This is a genomic window from Alphaproteobacteria bacterium (assembly GCA_023898745.1).
Classification (GTDB): Bacteria; Pseudomonadota; Alphaproteobacteria.
This window is the reverse complement of the sequence record CP060237.1, coordinates 659,849-682,768: the sequence shown is the minus strand read 5'-3', so window position 1 is coordinate 682,768 and position 22,920 is coordinate 659,849. Positions and strand designations below refer to the sequence as shown.

The 22,920-nt window shown below is 37.5% G+C and carries 23 protein-coding genes and 1 tRNA gene; 12 read left to right on the top strand and 12 right to left on the bottom strand.

All coding sequences use genetic code 11. The features are described from left to right. Nucleotides 1–85 precede the first annotated feature (85 nt). From H6850_03405 to H6850_03395, 3 genes are all read left to right on the top strand, one after another. Nucleotides 86–160 (top strand) — tRNA-Val (locus tag H6850_03405). A gap of 189 nt (nt 161–349) precedes the next feature. Continuing rightward, a complete protein-coding gene (locus H6850_03400; GenBank protein USO02133.1) occupies nt 350–2,191 on the top strand; it encodes an ATP-dependent metallopeptidase FtsH/Yme1/Tma family protein in 1,842 nt (613 codons plus the stop codon). Further along, nucleotides 2,188–3,489 carry a phosphoglucosamine mutase gene (locus H6850_03395; protein USO02132.1) on the top strand — a complete coding sequence of 434 codons (1,302 nt, stop codon included), beginning with the start codon at nt 2,188–2,190 and terminating at the stop codon, nt 3,487–3,489. The genes H6850_03400 and H6850_03395 overlap by 4 nt, the downstream gene beginning before the upstream one ends. Before the next feature lie 234 nt (nt 3,490–3,723). On the opposite strand, the gene H6850_03390 is transcribed toward H6850_03395, so the two are convergent. The 7 genes from H6850_03390 to H6850_03360 form a co-directional block, all read right to left on the bottom strand. Further along, complete coding sequence (locus tag H6850_03390; protein ID USO02131.1) at nt 3,724–4,458, bottom strand: Fic family protein; 735 nt, start codon at nt 4,456–4,458, stop codon at nt 3,724–3,726. Nucleotides 4,459–4,582: 124 nt separating this feature from the next. Then, nucleotides 4,583–5,560: a GTPase ObgE gene (gene obgE, locus H6850_03385; GenBank protein USO02130.1), complete on the bottom strand. Its 978-nt coding sequence runs from the start codon at nt 5,558–5,560 to the stop codon at nt 4,583–4,585. A gap of 121 nt (nt 5,561–5,681) precedes the next feature. Beyond that, nucleotides 5,682–6,062, bottom strand: a complete 381-nt coding sequence (iscU, locus tag H6850_03380) for a Fe-S cluster assembly scaffold IscU (protein USO02129.1) — start codon at nt 6,060–6,062, stop codon at nt 5,682–5,684. Nucleotides 6,063–6,084: 22 nt separating this feature from the next. After that, entirely contained in the window at nt 6,085–6,333 is a 249-nt protein-coding gene (gene rpmA / locus H6850_03375; protein USO02128.1) for a 50S ribosomal protein L27, read from the bottom strand. 11 nt (nt 6,334–6,344) lie between these two features. Continuing rightward, a complete protein-coding gene (rplU, locus tag H6850_03370) occupies nt 6,345–6,644 on the bottom strand; it encodes a 50S ribosomal protein L21 (GenBank protein USO02820.1) in 300 nt (99 codons plus the stop codon). A 115-nt stretch (nt 6,645–6,759) separates the two neighbouring features. Further along, nucleotides 6,760–8,283 carry an NAD(P)/FAD-dependent oxidoreductase gene (locus tag H6850_03365; protein USO02127.1) on the bottom strand — a complete coding sequence of 508 codons (1,524 nt, stop codon included), beginning with the start codon at nt 8,281–8,283 and terminating at the stop codon, nt 6,760–6,762. Then, nucleotides 8,241–8,846, bottom strand: a complete 606-nt coding sequence (locus H6850_03360; GenBank protein USO02126.1) for a redoxin family protein — start codon at nt 8,844–8,846, stop codon at nt 8,241–8,243. The genes H6850_03365 and H6850_03360 overlap by 43 nt, the downstream gene beginning before the upstream one ends. A gap of 452 nt (nt 8,847–9,298) precedes the next feature. Between H6850_03360 and H6850_03355 the strand changes: the two genes are divergently transcribed. From H6850_03355 to thrS, 3 genes are all read left to right on the top strand, one after another. Beyond that, nucleotides 9,299–9,547, top strand: a complete 249-nt coding sequence (locus H6850_03355; protein ID USO02125.1) for a hypothetical protein — start codon at nt 9,299–9,301, stop codon at nt 9,545–9,547. A gap of 90 nt (nt 9,548–9,637) precedes the next feature. Further along, a complete protein-coding gene (locus H6850_03350) occupies nt 9,638–9,877 on the top strand; it encodes a hypothetical protein (GenBank protein USO02124.1) in 240 nt (79 codons plus the stop codon). Nucleotides 9,878–9,954: 77 nt separating this feature from the next. Continuing rightward, nucleotides 9,955–11,868, top strand: coding sequence for a threonine--tRNA ligase (gene thrS, locus H6850_03345; GenBank protein USO02123.1), 1,914 nt, complete (start codon nt 9,955–9,957; stop codon nt 11,866–11,868). Here the strand turns inward: thrS and H6850_03340 are convergent. The 3 genes from H6850_03340 to H6850_03330 form a co-directional block, all read right to left on the bottom strand. Beyond that, a complete protein-coding gene (locus H6850_03340; protein USO02122.1) occupies nt 11,862–14,210 on the bottom strand; it encodes a hypothetical protein in 2,349 nt (782 codons plus the stop codon). The genes thrS and H6850_03340 overlap by 7 nt on opposite strands. A gap of 82 nt (nt 14,211–14,292) precedes the next feature. Beyond that, nucleotides 14,293–15,270 (bottom strand): hypothetical protein, encoded by a 978-nt coding sequence (locus tag H6850_03335; protein USO02121.1) that lies wholly within the window; start codon nt 15,268–15,270, stop codon nt 14,293–14,295. A gap of 76 nt (nt 15,271–15,346) precedes the next feature. After that, a complete protein-coding gene (locus H6850_03330; GenBank protein ID USO02120.1) occupies nt 15,347–16,462 on the bottom strand; it encodes a cell division protein FtsW in 1,116 nt (371 codons plus the stop codon). A 209-nt stretch (nt 16,463–16,671) separates the two neighbouring features. Between H6850_03330 and H6850_03325 the strand changes: the two genes are divergently transcribed. The 6 genes from H6850_03325 (at nt 16,672) to H6850_03300 (ending at nt 21,916) form a co-directional block, all read left to right on the top strand. Beyond that, nucleotides 16,672–17,064, top strand: a complete 393-nt coding sequence (locus tag H6850_03325; GenBank protein USO02119.1) for a hypothetical protein — start codon at nt 16,672–16,674, stop codon at nt 17,062–17,064. Continuing rightward, nucleotides 17,061–17,519: a hypothetical protein gene (locus H6850_03320; protein USO02118.1), complete on the top strand. Its 459-nt coding sequence runs from the start codon at nt 17,061–17,063 to the stop codon at nt 17,517–17,519. Before H6850_03325 ends, H6850_03320 begins: the two co-directional genes overlap by 4 nt. 75 nt (nt 17,520–17,594) lie before the next feature. After that, nucleotides 17,595–19,919 (top strand): hypothetical protein, encoded by a 2,325-nt coding sequence (locus H6850_03315; protein USO02117.1) that lies wholly within the window; start codon nt 17,595–17,597, stop codon nt 19,917–19,919. Nucleotides 19,920–20,049: 130 nt separating this feature from the next. After that, entirely contained in the window at nt 20,050–20,319 is a 270-nt protein-coding gene (locus H6850_03310; protein USO02116.1) for a hypothetical protein, read from the top strand. Continuing rightward, a complete protein-coding gene (locus H6850_03305; protein ID USO02115.1) occupies nt 20,312–21,031 on the top strand; it encodes a response regulator in 720 nt (239 codons plus the stop codon). The genes H6850_03310 and H6850_03305 overlap by 8 nt, the downstream gene beginning before the upstream one ends. 135 nt (nt 21,032–21,166) lie before the next feature. Further along, nucleotides 21,167–21,916 carry a MerR family transcriptional regulator gene (locus H6850_03300; protein USO02114.1) on the top strand — a complete coding sequence of 250 codons (750 nt, stop codon included), beginning with the start codon at nt 21,167–21,169 and terminating at the stop codon, nt 21,914–21,916. 29 nt (nt 21,917–21,945) lie between these two features. Here H6850_03300 and H6850_03295 read toward each other — a convergent pair whose 3' ends face one another. Both H6850_03295 and tmk read right to left on the bottom strand, forming a co-directional pair. Beyond that, entirely contained in the window at nt 21,946–22,311 is a 366-nt protein-coding gene (locus H6850_03295; GenBank protein ID USO02113.1) for an HIT domain-containing protein, read from the bottom strand. Continuing rightward, nucleotides 22,311–22,916 carry a dTMP kinase gene (gene tmk, locus H6850_03290; GenBank protein ID USO02112.1) on the bottom strand — a complete coding sequence of 202 codons (606 nt, stop codon included), beginning with the start codon at nt 22,914–22,916 and terminating at the stop codon, nt 22,311–22,313. The genes H6850_03295 and tmk overlap by 1 nt, the downstream gene beginning before the upstream one ends. Between the last annotated feature and the right edge of the window lie 4 nt (nt 22,917–22,920).

The window sequence follows — 22,920 nt, the reverse complement described above, 5'->3', positions numbered from 1 at the left end:
CCTCTGATTTCATTATATCAGCGATTCAAATAAATTTCATTCTATATTGTAATGCAACTCAAAATATTCTACACTCCATAGTGAGAGGCGGTTAGCTCAGCGGTAGAGCGTTTCGTTTACACCGAAAGGGTCGGGGGTTCAAATCCCTCACCGCCTACCATCCTTTTTCGCTAATTTTGCCAGAGGCAAAATTTAGCTTCAACGAGATTTTTCGAGTTGAAGCATGTGAAGCGGGTGTCTCGCCGAAGCCTAACGGGCGAAGGCGGGCCATTTCCACTCAAATTATGATACTTCCTTTTAAATTCTAATTGCAGTAACATATCCATATATAATCTAGTTTTTTAGTGCATTGAAAAAGCTTAAGCGTTTTAGAAAAAAATCAGCAATTTTCTGGCTCACACTCTTCTTGGGTACGATCTTATTTTTTCAAATTTTTTCAGGCGAACTTGAAAGACCGGCGCAAGAATTAAATTATTCCGAGCTGGTTCAAAAAATCAAAACGGAAGATATTCGACAAGTCTCTATAAAGGGGAAATACACAACAGCACTTGATAAAAAAGGTGTTTATTATAAGGCCTTTATTCCCTACCCTGAAAAATTACTTGAAAAACTAGATAATAAAAATATTGAAGTGAAACTCCTTCCTGTGGATGCGGACTTTACGTCAAAACTACCTATATTCATGCCATTTATCACACTACTCATGATTCTTGGGCTACTATATATACTTGGAAGAAGTTTAAGCGTCACAGGTAGTCGCGCTATGGGCCTTGGTAAGTCAAGAGCTAAAATTCAAAGTGAAAAATCCATCAACGCCCGTTTTAAAGATGTTGCAGGCATCGATGAAGCAAAAAGCGAATTACAAACTGTTGTAGAGTTTTTAAAAAATCCTAAGAAATTTGAAAAACTCGGCGGCAAAATACCAAAAGGCGTTTTGCTATACGGACCCCCAGGAAACGGAAAAACCTTACTTGCACGCGCAATTGCTGGAGAAGCTGGTGTAAGATTTTATACGATCTCCGGCTCGGACTTTGTTGAAATGGTTGTAGGTGTGGGTGCCGCACGTGTAAGAGATCTATTCGACCAAGCAAAAAAGCATACACCGTGTATAATTTTTATTGATGAACTAGATGCCATTGGACGCAAAAGAAATATGGGTATGGTTAGTGGTGGTCACGAAGAAAGAGAACAAACTCTTAACCAACTTCTGGTTGAAATGGATGGATTTGAAAGTAATAAAGGTATTATTATCATTGCAGCAACAAACCGCGTGGATGTTCTTGACAGCGCTCTACTGCGACCAGGGCGATTTGATCGTCATGTTCCTGTTACGCCTCCAGATATTTTTGGCAGAACAAAAATTTTGGAAGTGCATACACGCAATATGCCCCTTGCAACAGATGTAAAACTTGAGGTTATCGCAAGAGGAACGCCTGGATTTTCAGGTGCCGACCTAGAAAGCCTTGCAAACGAAGCCGCCCTTTATGCTGCCCAAAAAAATCAAAAAACAATTACTATGAAGGATTTTGAGTATGCTAAAGACAAAATTATCATGGGTGCAGAAAAACAAGGTCGCGCCCTTTCAATAGAGGACCGTGAGACAGTCGCATATCATGAAGCGGGACATGCTGTCTTGGCGTATTTCACAAAAGGCGCACATCCTATTCATAAGGTTACAATTATACCAAGAGGTCAAGCATTGGGGATGGTTGTGCAATTACCTGAAAAAGATGAAGTGCTAATTTCCAAACAAAAAGCATTAGCTAATATTATTGTTGCTATGGGCGGAAGAATTGCGGAAGAAATGTTCTTTGGTGCTGACCGCGTTACATCTGGAGCATCTAATGACATTATGCAAGCAACGAATATTGCTAAAAAAATGGTGACAGAATGGGCTTTGAGCGATGATCAAGAAACTGCTGTATTCAGAAATTATATTGAAGACTCAGATCATCACTACGGACCTCAAAATGCATTTTCCGAAAGTGTTATGGAACGAAATGATAAACGTATTGAAAATATCCTAAAAGATTCCTATAAGAAAGCTGTTAGCACAATTAAAAAATATAAAAAGGAACTGGAAAATCTTGCTAAAGCTTTACTTGAATTTGAGACCTTAGACTTGGATGAAGTAACACTTTTGTTTGAAAAAGGAGTTTTTCCAACCAAGGAGTCTCATAAACCTTCATGAAGAAAAAATTATTCGGCACAGACGGAATTAGAGGATTAGTAAACCATTTTCCGATAGAGCCTAACAGTCTTGTAAAAATCGCCTCATCTATTGCAACACATTTTTCCAAAGGTGAAAAATTAAAATGCATTATTGGAAAGGATACGCGTGTATCTGGCTATATGCTCGAATCCGCCCTTGTATCCGGACTGCTTGCGCATGATGTCGATATTGTATTTTTAGGCCCAGTCCCTTCACCTGCCGTTTCTATGCTTACACCTGCATTAAAAGCTGATTTTGGTATCATGCTCACAGCATCACATAATGCATACCATGACAATGGAATCAAAATCTTTGACTACCGAGGCGAAAAATTAACTGATGAAGCGCAAGACAATATAGAAGCGCTGTTTGCAAACAATCAATTTTTGCTAAGTGATAAAATTGGTAAAGCAACGCGACTCGAAGATTGTTCAGGTCGATATATTGAGTTTGTTAAGCGCACATTGGATTCTGAGATAAATTTTAAAGATATGAAGATCGTTCTTGACACCGCTAATGGCGCAGGATACAAATTTGCTCCTCGCATCCTCAAGGAGCTTGGCGCAAATGTTATCACTATTTGCAATGAACCTGACGGCTTTAATATCAATGCTCAATGTGGCGCAACACATTTAAGCAAATTGTCCGAAGCTGTTTTGCATCATAGCGCAGATCTAGGCATCGCATTGGATGGAGATGCGGATCGTCTGGCTGTCGTGGATGAAACGGGACAGCTTGTCAGCGGAGAGCATATATTTGCCGCGCTATTAGAATATAAAAACGCCGATAAGTGTGTTGTAACAAATGTAACCAATCCTGGCTTTTTAACATATTGCTCACGGAACAATATTGAAGCATTTATTAGCAATGTCGGAGATAGAGAAGTTCTAGCTTTAATGCGTGAAAAAGGTTGCAAAGTAGGTGGCGAACCTTCAGGACATTTTATCTTGCTCGATCACCTCTCCTCTTCAGATGGAATGATTAGCGCTCTACAAATTTTATCTTATCTCATAAAGACAAAAAAACGCGCAAGCGATCTCAATACCTTATTTCCTTTGATGAATACCTTCGAGAAGAAAATTCTCATTGAAAAATCATTTAGTAATACTGACATCAACACGTACGTTACTCAAAATGCAGACATAAAGAATCCATACCTCATCAGAAAATCTGGCACAGAAAATGCTCTGCGACTTTATATGTGGGGCGAATCTTTAGAAAAAGAGTCAGGAGTTTTAATCAGTCAGGTTGAGGAGTTTTTAGAACGACTGAACTAAAAAATATTGTTTTTTATGTATACAAAAGCATATAACCAGATAAATAATCTTATCTCTTCCCTCTCAATCTTTTCATTTGCCCGAAACAAGCTTTGCGCAAACGTCAACCGAATACTATTATTATCTCCGTTGTTGGTGATGAAAAACCTGAAGATTTTTAATGATCCTACAAAAATTATTTTACCCAACGTTGAGCGGACTATGAGTCAACCAAATACGTTTAACGCAATATGCTCAATTACTTTTTCTTGTGTGACGTTTAATATAATCTTGAAAATGCCTTCGGTCACCTTTTTCTAAAAATTTTTTCACTGATCTGCGATATGCCTCATAATGCAAACGCTCTACGCTCTGATTGCATTGAGCTTCTATAACTTCTCTCATTTTTTTACGAGCATACTTACCATTTCCATTTTCAAAAGGATGTAAAGATACAATATCTAAATGCTTGTCAGCCGCAGCGGACACACAGTCTTCAGCTTCTGGTAAATTTCTACCCTCTATTTCTATAAGTTTGCGCTCTAAATTTTGAGGAGGGGTTTCAAACAGAAAGCATACTTTTTTAACCCATCCTTCTATTTTCTTATACTGCTTTTTATTTGTGAAACGACGCAAATCTCCAGTCAAATAAAGTGATATTAAAGTGTCTTGTGGAGATTTTAACAGCTCTGCCATCAATTCTGGCTCATCTATCATTTTTGAAAGAACAGCTTTAATTCCTGGAATTTGGCCAATAGGCTCAGCAAAAACAGAAGGGTTTTTTGGCGCATAAACACCAGTTGTTCTATATCTAAATTTAGAAACGCATTCTGGCATTGGATGGCCGATTAAATCTGACACACAAACTTTCTCACGAGTATCTAAATATTGCGGCACATATAATGATAGCGCAACCACAGTAATCGCAAGTGTTACCCCCGCTATAGTTGTTTTGCCGCACCGCACATCGTCAGCGCACAACGTTAACATTGAAAAAAATATAAGTAAATTCCTTTTTTACGTAAAACGCTGTCTTTAAATTTACGCTATCACTTTGTTACTGCGCTGTCTATATCTTCTTTTATAGCATATCCATTTATATCGCAAAATACTTTTACGCCATAAAGCTGCGCGATAAAACCTCCCAAACCTTTTCTATATTCTCCCCTGTCGCACAGGAAATTGGAATCACAGGCATGTCTTTCGGCAAATCTTTCATTTGCTCGCGCAGAATATCTTCATCAATCAAATCAATCTTATTTAACACAACAATCTCAGGTTTTTTTAACAATTCTGGACTGTACTTGCCAAGCTCTGATCTTATGGTTGTGTAGCTTTTCATTAGATCTATATTAGTTACATCAATCATATGAATGAGCATCTTGCATCGCTCTACATGTGCCAAAAATTGATGTCCAAGCCCCTTGCCTTCTGACGCACCTTCAATAAGCCCTGGGATATCTGCCAAGATAAAATCTCTTCCCTTGTATTTCAAGACACCTAACTGTGGAATTAAAGTTGTAAAAGGATAATCCGCCACCTTTGTAGTGGAGCGTGTTGTTGCTTGCAAAAAAGAAGATTTTCCAGCATTTGGAAATCCAACCAAACCAACATCTGCTAATAATTTTAATTTAAAGAAAATCCAGCGCTCTTCTCCTGGCTCGCCTGGCTCAAATGTTCGAGGAGCTCTATTGGTAGATGTTTTAAATGTTGCATTACCTCTGCCGCCTTCCGCACCTTTTGCGATTAAAACGGATTCACCATCTACATCCAAATCAAATAATAAAAATCCATTTTCATCTAAGATTTCTGTACCTACAGGCACATCGATATAAAGATCTTCTCCGCTCTTGCCTGCACATAAAGCACCCATGCCACTTTTGCCATCTTCAGCTTTAAAACGTCGTTTGTGACGATAATCTACAAGTGTGTTGAGTTGAGAATTGGCTTTGATATAAACATCTCCGCCTTTTCCACCATTACCTCCATCTGGCCCACCAAAAGGGATATATTTTTCACGCCTAAAACTTGAACACCCGCTCCCCCCTTTTCCTGCGATAACGAGGATCGAGGCTTCATCTATGAATTTCATTATTTTTACTCCTCACCACTAGTGCGCACCGCCATCACGAGGAACGGAGTGACGTGGTGATCCATATGGATGGCCACACCCACCTTCGCTAGAGCTGCAGCGCGCTCGCCATGACGACGCACTACTTATTCTTTTCTTTATAATCTGCAATTGCTGCTTTAATAACGTCTTCCGCCAAAACAGAACAATGTATCTTAACCGGAGGCAAAGCTAAATGCTCTACAATATCCGTATTTTTAATTTCAGAAATCTCATCTAGCGTTTTGTTTTTAATCCATTCTGTCACTACTGAAGATGAAGCGATTGCAGAACCACATCCAAAGGCCTTAAATTTTACATCCTCAACCCGACCATCATCACCAACTTGAATCTGCACTTTTACCACATCGCCACATGCAGGCGCACCCACAATACCTGTTCCAACATTTTTCTTGGAGGCATCTAAAGTGCCTACATTACGCGGATTTTCAAAATGATCAATGATTTTTTCAGAATAAGCCATGATGAGACCTCACGCTAAGAAATTAGATAACGTTAACAAACGTTCTATTTTTATACCCTGTAGAGAAGCTTACTGTACCTTCAGACATAGCAAATAATGTATGATCTTTACCCATACCCACATTTTTTCCTGGATGAAATTTTGTTCCACGTTGACGAACAATGATATTACCTGAAATAACAACTTGCCCACCGTATTTTTTCACACCTAAGCGCTTAGACTCAGAATCTCTATTGTTTTTGGTACTACCACCTGCTTTTTTGGTTGCCATATCTTATCTCCCTAAAACTCGATCTTATTGATTTGAATTTTTGTCAACATTTGACGATGACCCATCTTACGACGATAGTTTTGACGTCTCTTTTTCTTAAAGATGATTACTTTATCGTCTTTATAGTGCTCTACAACTTCTGCTTCCACCTTGCTTTTTGAATCAAATGCAGTCTTTTTCCCATCATTTGTCATTAGCACATCTGAAATGCTAAACTTCTCACCTTGAGGCACATCAAGTTTTTCAACACTCAACGTATCGCCTTGCTTTACTTTATATTGCTTTCCGCCTGTTTTAATTACAGCAAACATCTGTTGCACTTCTATACAAATTATTATTATATTGCGCATGATTTGGGTGAATTGTCAACTCAAAATGTCATTCTGGATAAGCGAAGAGAATGAATAATGATCTCAGAGCAACCCCTCAGCGTCGCCTCCGGATAACGGCAAATTTCATCCTCATATACATCCCTATCAAACTCACACCAACAATTTTCCCTGCCGCGCCAATTCCACCAATCATGGATCCAATAACACCCATAATGTCAGCATCAGCACCCGCAAGATATAGATTTTTAAATTGTTTCTCTAAGGTAATTTTTTTCATACCTACACGTCTTGGCACGCCATAAATAGAACCGTGATAATGTTTCATATAGTGCACAATACTCAAAGGTGTACTGGTTTCTGCATAATCCACCATACCCTTTAATTTTGGAAAATGCTTATAAACCCTTTTTAAAATATCATCTTGATACTTTTGCTTTAAGTCTGTATACGCCTGTTCACGCTTCCGTCGTGGTTGGTGCACAAATTTCTTAAACACATCAAAATCACAAAATATTGTTGCAGATGCTGTGTAATACCGACTTTGCCCAGGTGGAGAAGATAAAAACAGCGGATTACTATTGTAATGATCATAAGACTCAAACATCCAGAAATTACTTCCATCTAGCCCTGCTTTTTTTGGATGCTCTTTTAACCCAAGATAAACTGTTACGCACGTTTTTGCGCCCTTATAAAGCTCTTCATCTGTTTTCGTTAATTGACCCAATAATTTCTTTGTTCCATAATATCCAACATCTGAAACAACCACATCAGCCTTATACGTTAACATCTTATCTTGTTTTTTCACTTCAACGCCATACACTATACCATCTTTTTCTAAAATTTTCGTTACTTCAGCATTGCGCACACACTGTCCACCATGCTTTTCAATAACTTTTTGAATGCTGTCTGCAATAACAGCCGTTTCCCCTTTTGGATAAAATGCACCATCCAAATAATGCGCTACCATAATGGCATGCAACCAAAGTGGTGCATTTTTAGAATGAACACCATAATTACCCCACTCAGACAAAAGCACAGCCTTTAATTTTTCGGATTTAAATTGTCGATCCAGATACTGCCGCACTGACTGCTGCGCATCATAAAACAGAGGTAATTTTTTTATAAAACGCATAATAAAATCACTCAATATGTGCGACAACATATCAAAAGTAGAGGCACGTTTAATATCTTTAAAATATTGCTTAATTGCAGCCTTTTCTTCAGGGAAAGCTGTGCTTAAATTTACAATGTATTTTTTTAAATTTTTATCTGCATCTACCCTTACATCAGGATAAATAAAGTGATCATATTGATCTGGAAACGATACCCATTCAACTTGATTTTCTGTAATAAAATCAAAGGCCTTGCGTTGCAACCTACCTGGATGCATACCACCAATATAGTGTACGCCTACGGACCATTCATAACCTGGAGGTCTTTTGAAGGTATGCGTAAACCCGCCCAATCGATAGTGCTGCTCGAGCACTAGAACTTTCTTATTGTATAGCTGACATAAAAGCGACGCCGTTGTTAACCCACCAATCCCAGATCCAATGACGATAACATCGTAATCCACTAAAATGTTGCCCTTAAGATATCGCTTCCAACCATCTCCCACGCAATATCACCAGAATACCTTGCAACAACCTCGCCTTTTTTGTTGATAAACACATAAAATGGGAACCCAATTTCCTGACTTTGAATCAAATCCGTGGCTAGAATTCGCAAAATCTTAAGCGTTGGATCATTATCATAAATAAAATCACCCTTACCGAGCTCTTTGTGCTTAGCATACGCTGCATTGATATCACCATATACACCAATCATCACAATATTCGCTTTTGCCTTATAAGTATCTAGCGCGGTGATTTTCTTCATTTGATCTGGGCAATATCCACATGTTGGAGACCAAATAAACAAGATAGTGTTTTGATCTTTAATAAGCTCTTGCAATGTTTTGTAGTTTTCAACCTTACCATCTTTCAATGTTGAAAGCGTATGATCCTCTTTAATTTGAAATATGTTGGTATTCGGTGGATACTTGAGCTTTTTTTCTAAAACTTCAATGATAGGCATTTTTTTAAGCTTGTAATCAAATAAAGCAACATCGTATATGAGAAATAAAAATGCCGCTAAAAAACAGCCAAAAAACCCGATTTTAAAATACTTGGATTTAAACACGTTCTGATAGATTTGTGTGATTTATCTTATTAAATGATATTTCGTAAAGAAAATGCAAACTTTTGATAAAAACGCGCGCCCGTCATGGCGAGTCCGCCATAAGCGGCGTGGCCATCTATAGTGGATCGCCACGAAGCTCAGCTCCTCGTGATGACGACTTCGGGCGCCTGCATGAAAATTCCTCAATTTTTTTTCAAAAAGATTGTTTACTTTTGAAAAAAAATATTCCATACTCCCTCCAGAAACCCTTTTGATATCCTGGAACTGTGTTTATTTTTAACTTTATAGTGCAATCTGCTGAACAAACAGACTGTCAGCTGATAACTACAGTGAGCGTAAAGACAAACGCTATATCTCTTCAACGAAAGCCTGATGGCTGCGTCTTAATAGTTCCCAGTAGTATTACTGCGCCGCTCCTGAAAACACTCTCAGGCACTGAGATAGATCTTGGTTTGTTGTTATCTTGCATGCGGCTTAGGGTAGTGCAAGCAGAAGCAAAAGCTTATGCGTACCAACAACTTGCCTCATTTGCATGGCTTGAAGAGTTACTGCGCAAATTTGCAGATCAACTAGATGCTGCGCGGGCAGATAGCTCAAAATATATGAAAGAAAATGAGCAACTTCGCGCTCAAGTGCACGCTTTACAAACTCATAATGCCAATAAGGCTACGGAAATGCGTCGTTTCTCTTGGGAGGATTAAACTTTAAAGAAATATTTTTCAAAAAGATTGTTTACTTTTGAAAAAAAATATTCCATAATCCCTCCAGAAACCCTTTTGGAAGAAAATTTTATGTTGGAAATAATTTTTGGCCTTACTTTGAGCGCTTCATCCTCAACAAATTCCCCCGATCGAACAGAGTCTCCAGATACAGCAAGTAGCAGCACGAGCAGCTTGTGTACACATCCAGAAATAAGACTGGGCGTGTTAAACACAATAACACCCGAAGAGCTGTCTAAACTTGTTGCAAGAGAAGAGGCCAAAAAGAAGGAACTCGCCTTCAGAAAAGTTGTCGCAAGTTCAGAGCAATAAATAAATCCCCCTTATGTTGATGAATATTTCATCATATCTGTTGTACACTAGTACAAAGAAATGATTATCTCATACCTATGTTCTCAATCACCCTCAAAGATGGTTCTAAAAAAGAGTTTACAAGACCTATAACTAGCGCACAGCTCGCAGAATCCATATCGCCTAGTTTGTTAAAAAAATCCTGCATAGCAAGAGTGAATGGTGAGTTATGGGATATGTCCAGAGAGTTGCCTCATAATGCACAGGTAGAACTTCTCACAAAAGATGATCCGGAAGTATTAGAAATCATACGACATGACACAGCACATGTATTAGCAGAAGCTGTGAAAGCGCTATATAAAGATGTTCAAGTCACTATCGGTCCAGCTATTGATGATGGATTTTACTATGACTTCCATAAAAAAGAACCATTTCGCCCTGAAGATTTGCTAAAAATTGAAAAAAAGATGAAAGAAATTGTGGAAGCAAAAAAACCATTCTTAAGAGAAGAATGGAGCCGTGATAAGGCAGTGAAACATTTCACAGATATTGGGGAAGAATTTAAGGTTGAGGTTATTAAAGATATTCCTGCAGATCAAACACTGACTGTGTATAGACAAGGTGATTTTCTTGATTTATGCCGTGGTCCTCATCTACCCCACACAGGTTTTGTTGGAACCGCTTTTAAGCTCACAAAAATAGCAGGTGCCTATTGGCGTGGTAATGCGAAAAATCCAATGCTTCAACGTATCTATGGCACAGCCTGGGCAACGCAAGAACAACTAGATGATTATCTACATATGCTTGAAGAGGCAGAAAAGAGAGATCATAGAAAGCTCGGCCCACAACTTGATTTATTTCATCTGCAAGATGAAGCGCCTGGCGCTGTATTTTGGCATCCTAAGGGCTGGTTTGTATATCGCACCATTCAAAACTACATTCGCAACAAATTAGAACCGCAAGGATATCAAGAAGTTAATACACCACAAATCGTTGCGCAGTCTTTGTGGGATGCATCTGGACATACAGAAAAATTCTATGAAAATATGTTTGTCATTCCAAATGAGCCCCAAAATTATGTTGTGAAACCTATGAACTGCCCATGTCATGTTCAGATTTTTAAACAAGGTCTTAAGAGTTATAAGGATCTACCTTTGCGCATGGCGGAATTTGGTTCCTGCCATAGAAATGAGCCAACAGGTGCGCTGCATGGAATCATGCGTGTAAGGGCATTTACACAAGATGATGCACATATTTTTTGCACAGAAGAACAAATCAATTCAGAAGTAAAAAAATTCTGCGGTTTACTAAAGGAAGTTTACCATGATTTTGGTTTTGACGACTTCTATGTTAAATTCTCTGATCGCCCTGAAAAACGTGCTGGCTCAGATGCAACATGGGACAAAGCTGAGCAAGCCCTAAAAGATGCAACACATGCTGCTGGGCTTGATTTTACCCTCAATCAAGGTGAAGGGGCATTCTACGGTCCTAAGCTTGAATTTGTTCTGAGAGACTCATTAAAACGTGAATGGCAATGCGGCACCATTCAAGTTGATTTCGTGCTCCCAGAGCGTTTAGATGCGCATTATGTTGACCATAATGGCGACAAAGTTCGTCCGGTTATGCTGCACCGCGCTATTTTAGGTTCATTTGAGCGTTTTATTGGTATTTTAATTGAGCATTATGCTGGAAAGCTACCCTTATGGCTCGCACCCACACAAGTTGCTATTTGTAACGTGAATGAGGAGGTTTTGCCATATGTAGATGCAGTTCATAAAGAGCTAGAAAAATCTGGGTTACGGGTAATGAAGGATATTTCAAGCAAAACCATCTCTTACAAAGTGCGAGATCATTCTACACATAAAATTCCTTATATCTTAGTGATTGGAAAAAATGAAATGCAAGACAAAACAGTTACTGTTAGAACATTAGGCGAACAAAAAACAGATGTTCTCGCTCTGGATGAATTTATCCAAAAAATACAAAAGCAAATTTTAGCTAAAGCTTACTGATAAGGAGCTCTTGAATCACTGCCTCCTTTATATGGCGCAGCTGAAGGTGTGTTCGAACCACCCATCTCTTCTTCATCTTCTTCTGGCATTGCGATACTCGCAATACCAGAAGAAAATAAAGCGACCAGCTTCTTATTTGGCGTCCCCGTATCTCTCTGACATTCATTCGCTAGTCTTCCAAATTGGTCTGTTATGGCTTTTGCTGAATCACACTCATCTGCGCTCTCTTCACCCTTCTCTTCAAACGCCAAACTGCCAGCAAAAGAATCGTTGACACCCGGAGATAATCTAAGCGCTAGAGGAAGATGCGCGATACTACCACTTCTAGGGCGATGTCTTTGAGTTGATCCAACATACGCCAAAGAGGAAGAGCCTGGAGAGCCACTGCTTCTATGCGCCTCTGAAGCATGGTCATCACCTGGGACACTGGGACTTCCATTTACTTTCACTAAAGCATCTGCGCTGCGCAAATTCACAGTAGCGAGATTTATTGACAATACCTTGCTTCTGTCCTCGCCTAATTTTCTCAGGCTTTCAATTTCCCTAACCTTGCGTTTAGAATTATCTATGATTGGTTGAACAAATTCACTCCATCCTAAAAGCCATGAAAACCCAAAGGTCCCAAATCGCAAAACATCTGCCCATGGATACTCGTATTTAGTCGCGTCCGTAGTGAAAGCGATTGTTATATTTGCTGTTTCGTTCCGGGGATAAGCAGCCTCCTCAATATGACCTAATGTTAAAAAGATATAGCCTAAAATATTAACCCATAATATATTTATCCATTTGCGCTTATCAACCCAAAAATTCCAGTACGCTTCGCCACGGCACAGCCCTTCATCTAATGCGCAGTCCTCAATAATTCTTCGCCACTTTATGCGCTCTGCTAGTTTTTTATTCGCATCCTCGAGCAGATCGTCATAGTTGGCTCTTTGTATTTCATCGATATCCTCTTTTGAATAGCCAAAATTTACCTCCATATCTTCTCGCACCTCAGCAGTCTTCGCTGCATTCGCCAACCTTTCATTAAAACGCAACTTTTTCACAGCGTCATTAAGCATCTCTGCCGCATCTTTGTGAGCTGCGAGCAACTCAACAAGAGTCTTCTCATTCTCTTTATTATCCAAAGACACCATCTTGCCTCCTCGCGAAACAAGATAAAAAATAGCCGTCACAATATCCTTTTTCCAAGCCTCTTGGTTGGTGAAATCCTCATTTATACAAGGGTAAGATAGGAACGGAAATAAAAGCATAGCTAAAGCAGATGTAACATCTGCTACAAAATTTACACCAAATTTTCCCCACCACACATAAGGAGATTTAGAAAACTTACTTTTTTCTTTGACGCCTTCAATTAGCGCCCGCTCCCGCTCTTTCCTCACTGCCCCACTCTCATCAACGCTAAGGGTCCGAGTTTCTTGCAAATCTTCTTCAGGCTTTATCTGTTCTTTAGAACGTATTGACTCTTGGAACTCAATCGCCCTTGTATATGTTTCATAGGCACGACATCTAAACTCCCCCTGTTGAAGCAAAAGATCTCCGATAAGATTAGAAATCACAACCCAGAAATAAGCAAAATTTACCAAAGAGAGTTCAAAAAATTCAAGGTTAAACTTAAAGTCAGGATAATGAAAACTCACACCAAGAAGCAGTGCACCAACCCCAGTTAAAAATGCCCTTAAAGCATTTTCATTGATTTTCGATACAAAACTCCAACACCCACCCAGAGCATAATGTCGTCTTAACTTTTCTTCTCCTAGTTCAGCTCCTAATTTACCCACTTCATCAAACAATGCTTTTGTGTTTTCTGGATCCTGAATCCATTTATTTTGATAATCCGCAAAAAGGTTTAAAAAAGCCTCCATTCTGCCTGTAAAATCAACTAACTGTTTTATAGAATCTTCAAAATCAATCTTTTGATGCAGTATGTAGAAAAAAATAAGCACAGTGTCTATAGCAATTTTAAAATACGGCGAAAATGCGTATACATTTTTATTCACACATTCATACAACGAGTAAGGCTGCCATGCTAAACACATCGCTAAACACACAGGACCAACTATATCTAAAGTCACCTCTGTGGTGCAAGCACATGTGCATGCCCCATCACAACACACGCCTTCGCCTTCTTCATCAATATTTTGATCTGCCTGAGAATTTGTTGTAACGATTGCAGGTGTTACAACAGAAGATGGCTGCTCTCCCCACCACCAACTATATAATCGCCCAACAAAAGATTGCTGAGATGTCGAAGATGGCGCTGAAGGTGAAGTGCTGTGTCCCCAGCATCCCGATCCTCCACAAAGACCTCCACCTATTCCCGCCATCAAACAAAAAAACATATAACTGCAGCTTTTGATTTATATTCCCTCAAAACGAAAAGAAAGAGAATTATTAATAACTTCTTAAAATTAAAAAACTTCTTTATTCATCAGTAGCTTCAAGCTCCTTTTTTTTCTGCAACATCAATTTAACACCAGGTCCGTAAGTTTTATCAAAATCTCTGATTCGTTCTTCATACTCTTGCGCCAAAGAAGTGATGCTTTGCACCTCTTCTAAATCACGCACACCACCATGAACAGAGTTCGATCTTTCAAGACTTTCAAGAATCAGGCCTCCAAAATATATACCAAAAATTACCTCTTTACTTGCGCCCTGAGAAATATACACTCCAACCTGGGTTGCATGCATACACAATATCAATACTTTGGATATCAAACTTCTCGACCTTATGCGCGCTGTTTCTTCTTGCTCGGCCAATTTATGAACCTCTAGCGCCCTCTTACACTGCTCACGCTTTTTCTCAAATTCTTCAAGATGTTCCATGAACGCTTTAGAAGGTAAACGATCAGATGCAAATGCAGACATATCTTTAGTCAGGAAATTATTGCAAGTAGTGGCTATGACTATTATATCTGTAAAAAAATACTTTGTTAACGTGTCTGAAACGCTTTTTAATTTACCAAAATCAATTATTAATCCACTCGTTTTACACATTAGAACAATATCAAGAAGAGTGGAGAGCGCAAATACAGCGCCTAAACCACCATTCCTCTCTCTCGTCATTTTGTCTTTATCAGGATCATCAGGACTAACAGGATAGAAGGAAAAATATGTGACCAAACCAGTCGAAAAATACGCCAAAAAGACGCTGAAGTATTTAACTGCCATCCACCCCCAAAATTCTTTAGCTAGTGGCTTCATCTTATCACCTGCTAACCCATCCAACACACCTTCCACAAGATCCAATGCAACCTGGGCTACTTGTACTACCTTACCCCCTGTGCAAGAATCGCATGTCACACGTTCCGTTCGTGTTAACGCTGCTGCCGCAGCATTTGCCACATCCATAACATCAGGCGCCGTCAACCCATTGCTACAATTGAGGTAAAAAAATAGCATTGCTTATACGTCTCTATAAGACATTCATCAGCACTATAAGTCAGAAAAACCTTAACAGTCTATTAACTAAAATCTATCAAAACGCTTCACCCATTTCTTGGTGACGCTTTGTTAAACTCAACAAAATAGCGCATGAAAATCCTAGCGCTAATAAAGAAGATCCGCCGTAACTAATAAATGGCAATGTCATACCTTTTGTTGGAATCAACCCCAACACTGATGAAATGTTAATAATACTCTGTACAGAAAATTGTGTCAAAATTCCCGAAATGGTTAACACAGAAAAGAAACTGCGATTATTGCGAATTCGTTGCATCACAAAATATACCAACATCCCAAATAACAAAACAATCACGAGACACAGGACAATACCAAACTCTTCTCCAGCAACTGCAAAAATAAAGTCCGCATGAGCATCTGGCACGTATTTCTTAATTGTACCTTCACCAACACCTTGCCCAAATAACCCACCTTTTTTTACAGCTTCTAGAGCTTTTGCAACTTGGTAATTTTGCTGTCCGCTCATAAACATATTCATACGGTGAGCTGCATGCGGTAAAAAAAGATAAGCAAACAAAATCATAACAGGCGCGGCACACGCAGCCACCACAGCATAAATCATGGGCATACCACCAATAAAAATCTGCACCAACCAACTAGAAAATAATACAGCTGACATACCGAGATCTGGCTGCAATAAAAGAAAAAATAATATAAAACACAACATCAAAAAGGAGTAGATTATCCCTTTAAATCTGGGATCATGAAACTGCTTTGTAATCATCCAACTTGAAATCACACAAAAACATGGTTTAATAAATTCAGAGATTTGTACAGACAAGCCCATAAATTGGATCCAGCGCCTTGCCCCTTTAATCTCATGCCCAAAAAAATACGTAAACACTAGCAAACAAAGTGATCCAAACAAGGCAAGTAAACATAATTTACGCAATTGCACAGGATTCAAAAAAGAGCCAAATATCATTAAAAACAATGCAGGAATCATATATAGAATATGCCGCTTCGCAAAATAAAATGGCGCCAAACCAAGACGCTTGGCAATTGGTGGCGTTGCTGCAAAGTTCAAGACAATTCCTAGAAAAATCATCATCAAAAAGATTAACAATATCCTTCGATCAATATCCCAAAACCATTGATTGAATGGGGTTCTTCTATGACCACTTGTGAACATGAATTTACTTATGTTTTGTATCATCTCTAGTATAGCCCACCGTCATCCTGAGGCGAAGCCGAAGAAACTTCCTGAAATACGCTCTACTTGCATCTCTAGACCCTTCACTTCGCTTATGATGATAAAAAAATACTTTTTTATATTTAATCTTATTTACATATATACTTATAAATATTAAAATAGACTAGATAGAAACTATTTTTATATCTATGAAATTTCATCTAAAAGAAGGGCAAATCTTAAAAGGACTGAATACCAGTCTCACTAATTTTCCTCAAGAAATTTTAATGAAAATCCCTCGAAATACACATGGGTTAAATACGCATGTACAATACAATCCTAAAATTACATGCTTTATTGATCTAGAAGAAGATGACATAGATAATTTTGCAAAAATGCGCGCTCTAGAAACATATTTAAAACACAATAATATTGACGCTACCTTTCTCTATAAACCACTTCCTCCACATAAGTTTGATTTTCATGTTAATGAAAACCTTGTGAGAGTCTCCACATATTATTTTTATAGCGAATATATCATTGAAGCTGTGCAGATTGATGGAGATAAGCTCAATGCAAAAATTAAGGAAATCTATAAATGATATATGTTACCGAGGGTTTGCAAATTGATGGATGCTCTGTGCGTTATATTCATTTAAGAGATCTATTTTATCTTATGAAACAATATAAAGGCTCAAGCCATATTTTAATCAAAAATATTCACCTTAAAGAAGGTAAGTGCTTAAATGCCCTACCTATTCATATTGATGAGTGCGATATTCCATATTTAGATCATCTGGATAAACTTAACCCATTGCTGAATGAAGATGTCACTGTAAAAATTGTCACACCTTTAAATACAAACGACCTGCTAAAAATTTACACCCTTCCAAAAGTAAGAATTATTGACCATTGTAATGACCCAATCTCACCGCAACCTCTTCAGGGAAATAGCAATAACAAAGATCACAGCTTACGGGTATTCTGGATTATTTTTTCCTCTGTGGCTTTGTTCACACTGCTTGTATTCGGATTTTTAGCACTAACAGCCGCTTAAATATCTATCCAAAATATTGATTAAAAATCAATTATAAGTTAGGATTAAAGTAGAGGTTAACTCTCTTAAAATTTTATGACTGCATGTGAATTTTGCCATCATTCTATCCAACAACATGAGGAGATCTGCCCTCAATGCTGCGCAATTGTCCCAAAAGACATATGTCCACCATCACCCTCTAGATCACAACACATTCCTCAGAATCTCTCAAAGATCTTTGATATTGTTACACCTATCATCACAACAACTATATTAAAAGCTTATGATGGCCCAGCTTGGGCTTACAGCCTTTTGATTGGTATAGGAAATATAACATACCTAAACTTCTGCTCACAGACGCATAAAACAAATCAACGCAACTTTTATCATGTGGCGAAACTCTTTGATTCAGAGATAATAACAGATTTTTTCAAACATAGAGATGATTTTATTTTTTGCAAAACCGCAGTAAAAAAACTCTCCTTCTCACTTTCTGCACAAGAAAAACGCTTGAAAAATTTTTCAGATGTATTAGATAATACTATGTTCAGACATAGACTCAAAAATGTCTTACATATAAAACCACATACTCATGACCTGCCTGCAATTTTTGAACTTATCAAAACCCAAAATGAACCGATAGCTATTTATATAAATGCGGAATTTCAAGACACTTCTGACGCTTTTGAAAATGTAATTTTTAGCAGCAACATTGAACAACTTGAGATTCAAAATTCTAATGCCGACACATTTCATGAAAGCCTTTGGTTAGTCAAAAGACAGATTTATTTCAAACACCTCCCTAATCTCAATCATTTGCCTGAAATTACACACACCATTCAAATTTTTGAAACACTAAACATTAAATTTAATCACTGTGCGCTTAAGTATTTACCAAAAACAATAGCACAACGCTCTTTTGATTCCATAGATCTTTCAAACTGCAAAAATCTAGCCAGCTTACCAACAACCTTCCAAAACGCTTTTAACAAAGGACAGATCAAAACCATTGATCTCACTGAAACAAATTTACCTTTAAAATGCCAAGCTAAATTTACACATAAAGAACTTCACCTCCCTGAAGAAACGTTCGCCATCCAAACTGTTGAAAAAGAAAATAAAAAATCTCAAACTCAATCCTGCTATTCCCCCAGTCTTTTGGTTCCTATGAGTCTTGCCTTTCTCACCCTCACAAAAATTATTCACCCCAGAAAAAAAAATCTCATAACAGAAAATTCATTCTTCTGGATTGCGCTCTTTTTAGTGGCATGGTCTGGTAAACTTTTGAAAGCATGCTACAGAAATACAAGCGCACCCCCACTTCACGCTCAAAAAGATAACGTGGATACCGTTTGGAATATTATTCAAAAGATAGGCATTGAAGAAATTGAACCTCAGCTTCATCTCAATTGGACTAAAATTTGGACGGATGTTTTCAAACAGCAAAACCCTAAAGATAACCTCGCCCCCACAGAAACCAAAACTTTTATAAAAAACTGGCTAGAAGCGCGAGAAAAAATAACAGAGAATGAATTTACACAATTTATACAAGACAATGGCGGTATAAAATGGGCTCGCACAATATCCAATCTTTCTTTTGATAAAATGGTGCAGCTTATATTTACTAAAGCGTATAATTTTCCCAACATTCAGCGCATGATTTGTAACATGCAAAACTCAATTCAAGAAAAAATTTTTCTTGATCTAGAAAAAATTTTGAGCGGAAAGGATTGTAATATAAGTTTTGGTTTTGAGAGCCTCTTCAGTCTAATTAAAACAAAAAAAGCTGTTCATTTAATGCTTAATTGGACATATAAAAATGTCCCTCAAGTATTAAATCTAGAACCTTGCCCAAATATACATATTCTATGCATTAAAAATGCCTTTATTCACAATATGTCAGAATATTATTGGCATATCTCACATAAATTATCGCTAGAATGCTGCCACGGAATAAAACAACTCCCTGATATTCCTGCATACATGCCAATCTCTGCCCCACTCAGTCTTGAGCTGATTAATTTAGACATCAAAAAACTACCTTACGGCATTCAAAATCGCCACTTTAAAGAGCTTGTGATTACAAAATGCCCCAATCTTTATGTTTTGCCACAAGAGCTGAAAGAGCAAATTTCCAACGGCATTGTGGAAACAATTCAAATCAGAGAATCTGGCATCAAAACGATAAAAAATGAATATAAAAAAGACACCTCTCTCACACAAGAATGTGTATTTCAAAATCATGCAGATCAAAAAAATAAAAGAACAAAACAAGATCATCCAGCATTTGTAGTTTTAGATCGTGTAAAGTGGTCCATTATCAACTGGTCCGTCGTATTTGCGCTTGATAATTTCATTTCACCAAAATTGCTTAATAAAGATGATAGCATTGCAACAAGTGGCGCAATTCCTTCAAAGTAGGTTAAATTCTGGCTTTCAGAACGCTTTCAACCCACAAGAGAAAAATTTATGATTTTTTCAACTTTAATTTAAAATAAAATTCCTCTATAAATAAATTGTAACCAACACTTATCGTTAATTAGGGGTACAAATGGAAAAAAAATCAATGTCACGCGCCTATCAAGAGAATCTACTTATCAATTTGATAGATCAATTTAATGAGATTTCAGCACACCAAGCATCAACTGCAAAAAAGATTTTGGTGAGTATGAGATACTTTATGACAAATTTTATTATTGATGAAGATATTATTGATGAAATGTCTGGTCTTGTAGATCAAATTATGCATAAACTAGACACAAATGAAAATGTATTTCACTCGAATATACATCAGACTTCACAGATAAAGGCGAATGATTGAAAAAGAATATGAAATTGATGAGTTTATCGGGTATAAGCTTAGAGAACAAAGACAAAAACTCAATTTCACATTGAGTGATATATCGAGTCGCGTTGGTGTATCGCTGCAGCAAATTCAAAAATATGAGCAGGGGAAATCTAGAATTCCCGCTGTTTTGTTATTTAAAATTTCCAAGATCCTTAATGTCACGCCTGATTATTTTTTTGAAGGCGTTGAAAATATTAGCTCGAACTTTTTCACTTATAAGACAAAAGAAGATATCTCATTTGAACGCCCCAAATCTTTGAACTTATTCATCATCGAAGACGATCCATCAGATGAATTGCTGATTCGTAATATTTTAAATACAAGCAGATATGATATCAAAATTCACTCTGCACACGATGGTGAAAAAGCATTAGAGATGTTGCGCAACAGAGAGTCTTTATCTCTCTTTCCAAGACCTGATCTTATCTTTTTGGATCTGAATATTCCAAAACGTGATGGTCATTATGTTTTAAAAGAAATCAAACGTGATGAGAATTTATGTGATATTCCTGTTGTGGTTATCACAAACAGCATAAGCGCAAAAGACATGATGTCCACGTATAAAGGTTATGCAGCTGGTTATATTTTCAAGTCGTTTGATATTGAAGTCTTTCATAAAGATATTATTCGCACAATTGAATATTGGGCAGATGTTGCGGTCTTGCCACGTATGGGCACAGGCTAAACTCTTCTTATTTTTTTTATTTCATTAACCATAAACAAACCTATTATTTGCATATTCTTTAGAATTTTTAAAAAGAACATGACTTGAGTATAACGTTGCGTCATAGATCATAATGATTGTAAGGAGGTGCGCGTAGTGCAATATTGGTACGTTAAAGAACTGAGTAAATTATCAGGCATTACTATAAGAACATTGCAGTACTATGACAAGATTAATTTACTCAAACCATCAAAACGATTATCTAATAATTATCGTGTATACTCCGAAACTGATCTGGCAAAACTTCAGCAAATATTAGCGTTAAAATTTCTTGGCTTCAATTTAACTCAGATAAAATTATTTTTATCTGGAGATGAAGCGCTTTTGGCGCTTCTTAAAATACATAACGACTTTCTATCGGAAAAAATCAAGCAATTAAAAGAAGCTAAAAACATTCTAGCAGCTGTAATACAGGAATCACCAGATCAAATTGATACGCAATCGATATTAAAATTAATAGGAGTTTATAAAACAATGAAAGATTTAGAAAATTCATGGGCGGATAAAATATTCACAAAAGAACAGCTGAAAAAATTTGCTGAGATGCAAAAACCAAATGAAAAAGAATCGGAACAATATGGAAAAGATTGGGAAACTTTAATTGCTGAAGTCGTTGATCGCATACATGAAGATCCTTATGGAAAAATTGGACAAACATATGCTAAAAAATGGATGGATTTGGTAGGTGTATATTGGAAAGATCGTGAATTAGGTGAAGCAATTTGGGAAGCTTATAAACAAAACAAAGTACCGAAACATATGGAGGGTCTTATACATATTCCACAAGCGGTTGTTCATTGGATTGATAAAGCAGTTTATTTTATGTCTTCAGGAAAGAAGAAGTAAGATTTCATCTCATCTTCTTCGGTCAATAGTTAAAGGTTTGGGCAACCCCTTCCACCATTAGCATTTTTCCATCCAAGAATATGTACATGAAAATGCGGAACCACTTGATTAGCCGCTTCTAAGTTGTTGTTATGAAGTTTGTATCCTGTTTGATCTAATCCAAACTCTTTCACAATCTCTGCAATTCCATTAAAAAAATCCAACTTTTCCTCTGCTGACGCATTCATTGTAAAATCATGATATGTAACATACTGCCCCTTAGGAATGATCAAAATATGTGTATCTGCTTTAGGAAAGAGATCGTGAAATGCTAGATAATAGTCACCTTCTTTTGCCTTCTTACATGACACTTCATTCCTCAGAATCTTAGCAAAAATATTATTATTGTCGTACATCAAACACTCTCCATCTTATGAGCTAAAGGTAATTTTTCCAATATTTCAGCAAAAACCTGCTCCTCATTTTTTTCTTCCACCTCAATCATGTCAAATGCTTTACCCAACTCTCTAAAACCCTGATTGATTTTTTGATGAAACTCCAACCCCAACGCTTCAAAGGTCTGCTGCTCCTGCACGCGTGACAAAGCTTTTTCAGGAGACATGGACAGGACAAACGTTTTATCGATGAGTAGATCTGGAAATACATCCTTGTGAATTTTGCTCATCCACGCAATATCAAGGCCTCTTCCATATCCTTGATACACTAATGTTGAAAGTAAAAATCGATCACAAATTACAATGCACCCTTTATCCAAATGTAGTTTAATAAACTTTTCATAATGATCTGCGCGCGCAGCAAGAATTAAAAAAAATTCCGAATATGCGGGCCATGCTTCATGCTGACCAGAAACCAGCAACTCTCTCACAGCTTCAGCATTGGGTGTACCACCTGGCTCACGCGTTAAAACAACTTTTTTACCTTGAGAAAGAAAATGCTGATAAAGACGTTTAGCTTGTGTGGTTTTTCCACACCCTTCACCGCCTTCAAAGACAATAAACATTATT

Coding starts and splice junctions, on each gene's coding strand:
- H6850_03315 (USO02117.1), top strand. CDS start 17,595: ATGACTGCATGTGAATTTTGCCATCATTCTATCCAACAACATGAGGAG.
- obgE (USO02130.1), bottom strand. CDS start 5,560: ATGAAATTCATAGATGAAGCCTCGATCCTCGTTATCGCAGGAAAAGGG.
- H6850_03310 (USO02116.1), top strand. CDS start 20,050: ATGGAAAAAAAATCAATGTCACGCGCCTATCAAGAGAATCTACTTATC.
- H6850_03340 (USO02122.1), bottom strand. CDS start 14,210: ATGTTTTTTTGTTTGATGGCGGGAATAGGTGGAGGTCTTTGTGGAGGA.
- H6850_03395 (USO02132.1), top strand. CDS start 2,188: ATGAAGAAAAAATTATTCGGCACAGACGGAATTAGAGGATTAGTAAAC.
- iscU (USO02129.1), bottom strand. CDS start 6,062: ATGGCTTATTCTGAAAAAATCATTGATCATTTTGAAAATCCGCGTAAT.
- rplU (USO02820.1), bottom strand. CDS start 6,644: ATGTTTGCTGTAATTAAAACAGGCGGAAAGCAATATAAAGTAAAGCAA.
- tmk (USO02112.1), bottom strand. CDS start 22,916: ATGTTTATTGTCTTTGAAGGCGGTGAAGGGTGTGGAAAAACCACACAA.
- H6850_03335 (USO02121.1), bottom strand. CDS start 15,270: ATGCTATTTTTTTACCTCAATTGTAGCAATGGGTTGACGGCGCCTGAT.
- H6850_03320 (USO02118.1), top strand. CDS start 17,061: ATGATATATGTTACCGAGGGTTTGCAAATTGATGGATGCTCTGTGCGT.
- H6850_03305 (USO02115.1), top strand. CDS start 20,312: ATGATTGAAAAAGAATATGAAATTGATGAGTTTATCGGGTATAAGCTT.
- H6850_03390 (USO02131.1), bottom strand. CDS start 4,458: ATGTTAACGTTGTGCGCTGACGATGTGCGGTGCGGCAAAACAACTATA.
- rpmA (USO02128.1), bottom strand. CDS start 6,333: ATGGCAACCAAAAAAGCAGGTGGTAGTACCAAAAACAATAGAGATTCT.
- H6850_03330 (USO02120.1), bottom strand. CDS start 16,462: ATGTTCACAAGTGGTCATAGAAGAACCCCATTCAATCAATGGTTTTGG.
- thrS (USO02123.1), top strand. CDS start 9,955: ATGTTCTCAATCACCCTCAAAGATGGTTCTAAAAAAGAGTTTACAAGA.
- H6850_03350 (USO02124.1), top strand. CDS start 9,638: ATGTTGGAAATAATTTTTGGCCTTACTTTGAGCGCTTCATCCTCAACA.
- H6850_03295 (USO02113.1), bottom strand. CDS start 22,311: ATGTACGACAATAATAATATTTTTGCTAAGATTCTGAGGAATGAAGTG.
- H6850_03325 (USO02119.1), top strand. CDS start 16,672: ATGAAATTTCATCTAAAAGAAGGGCAAATCTTAAAAGGACTGAATACC.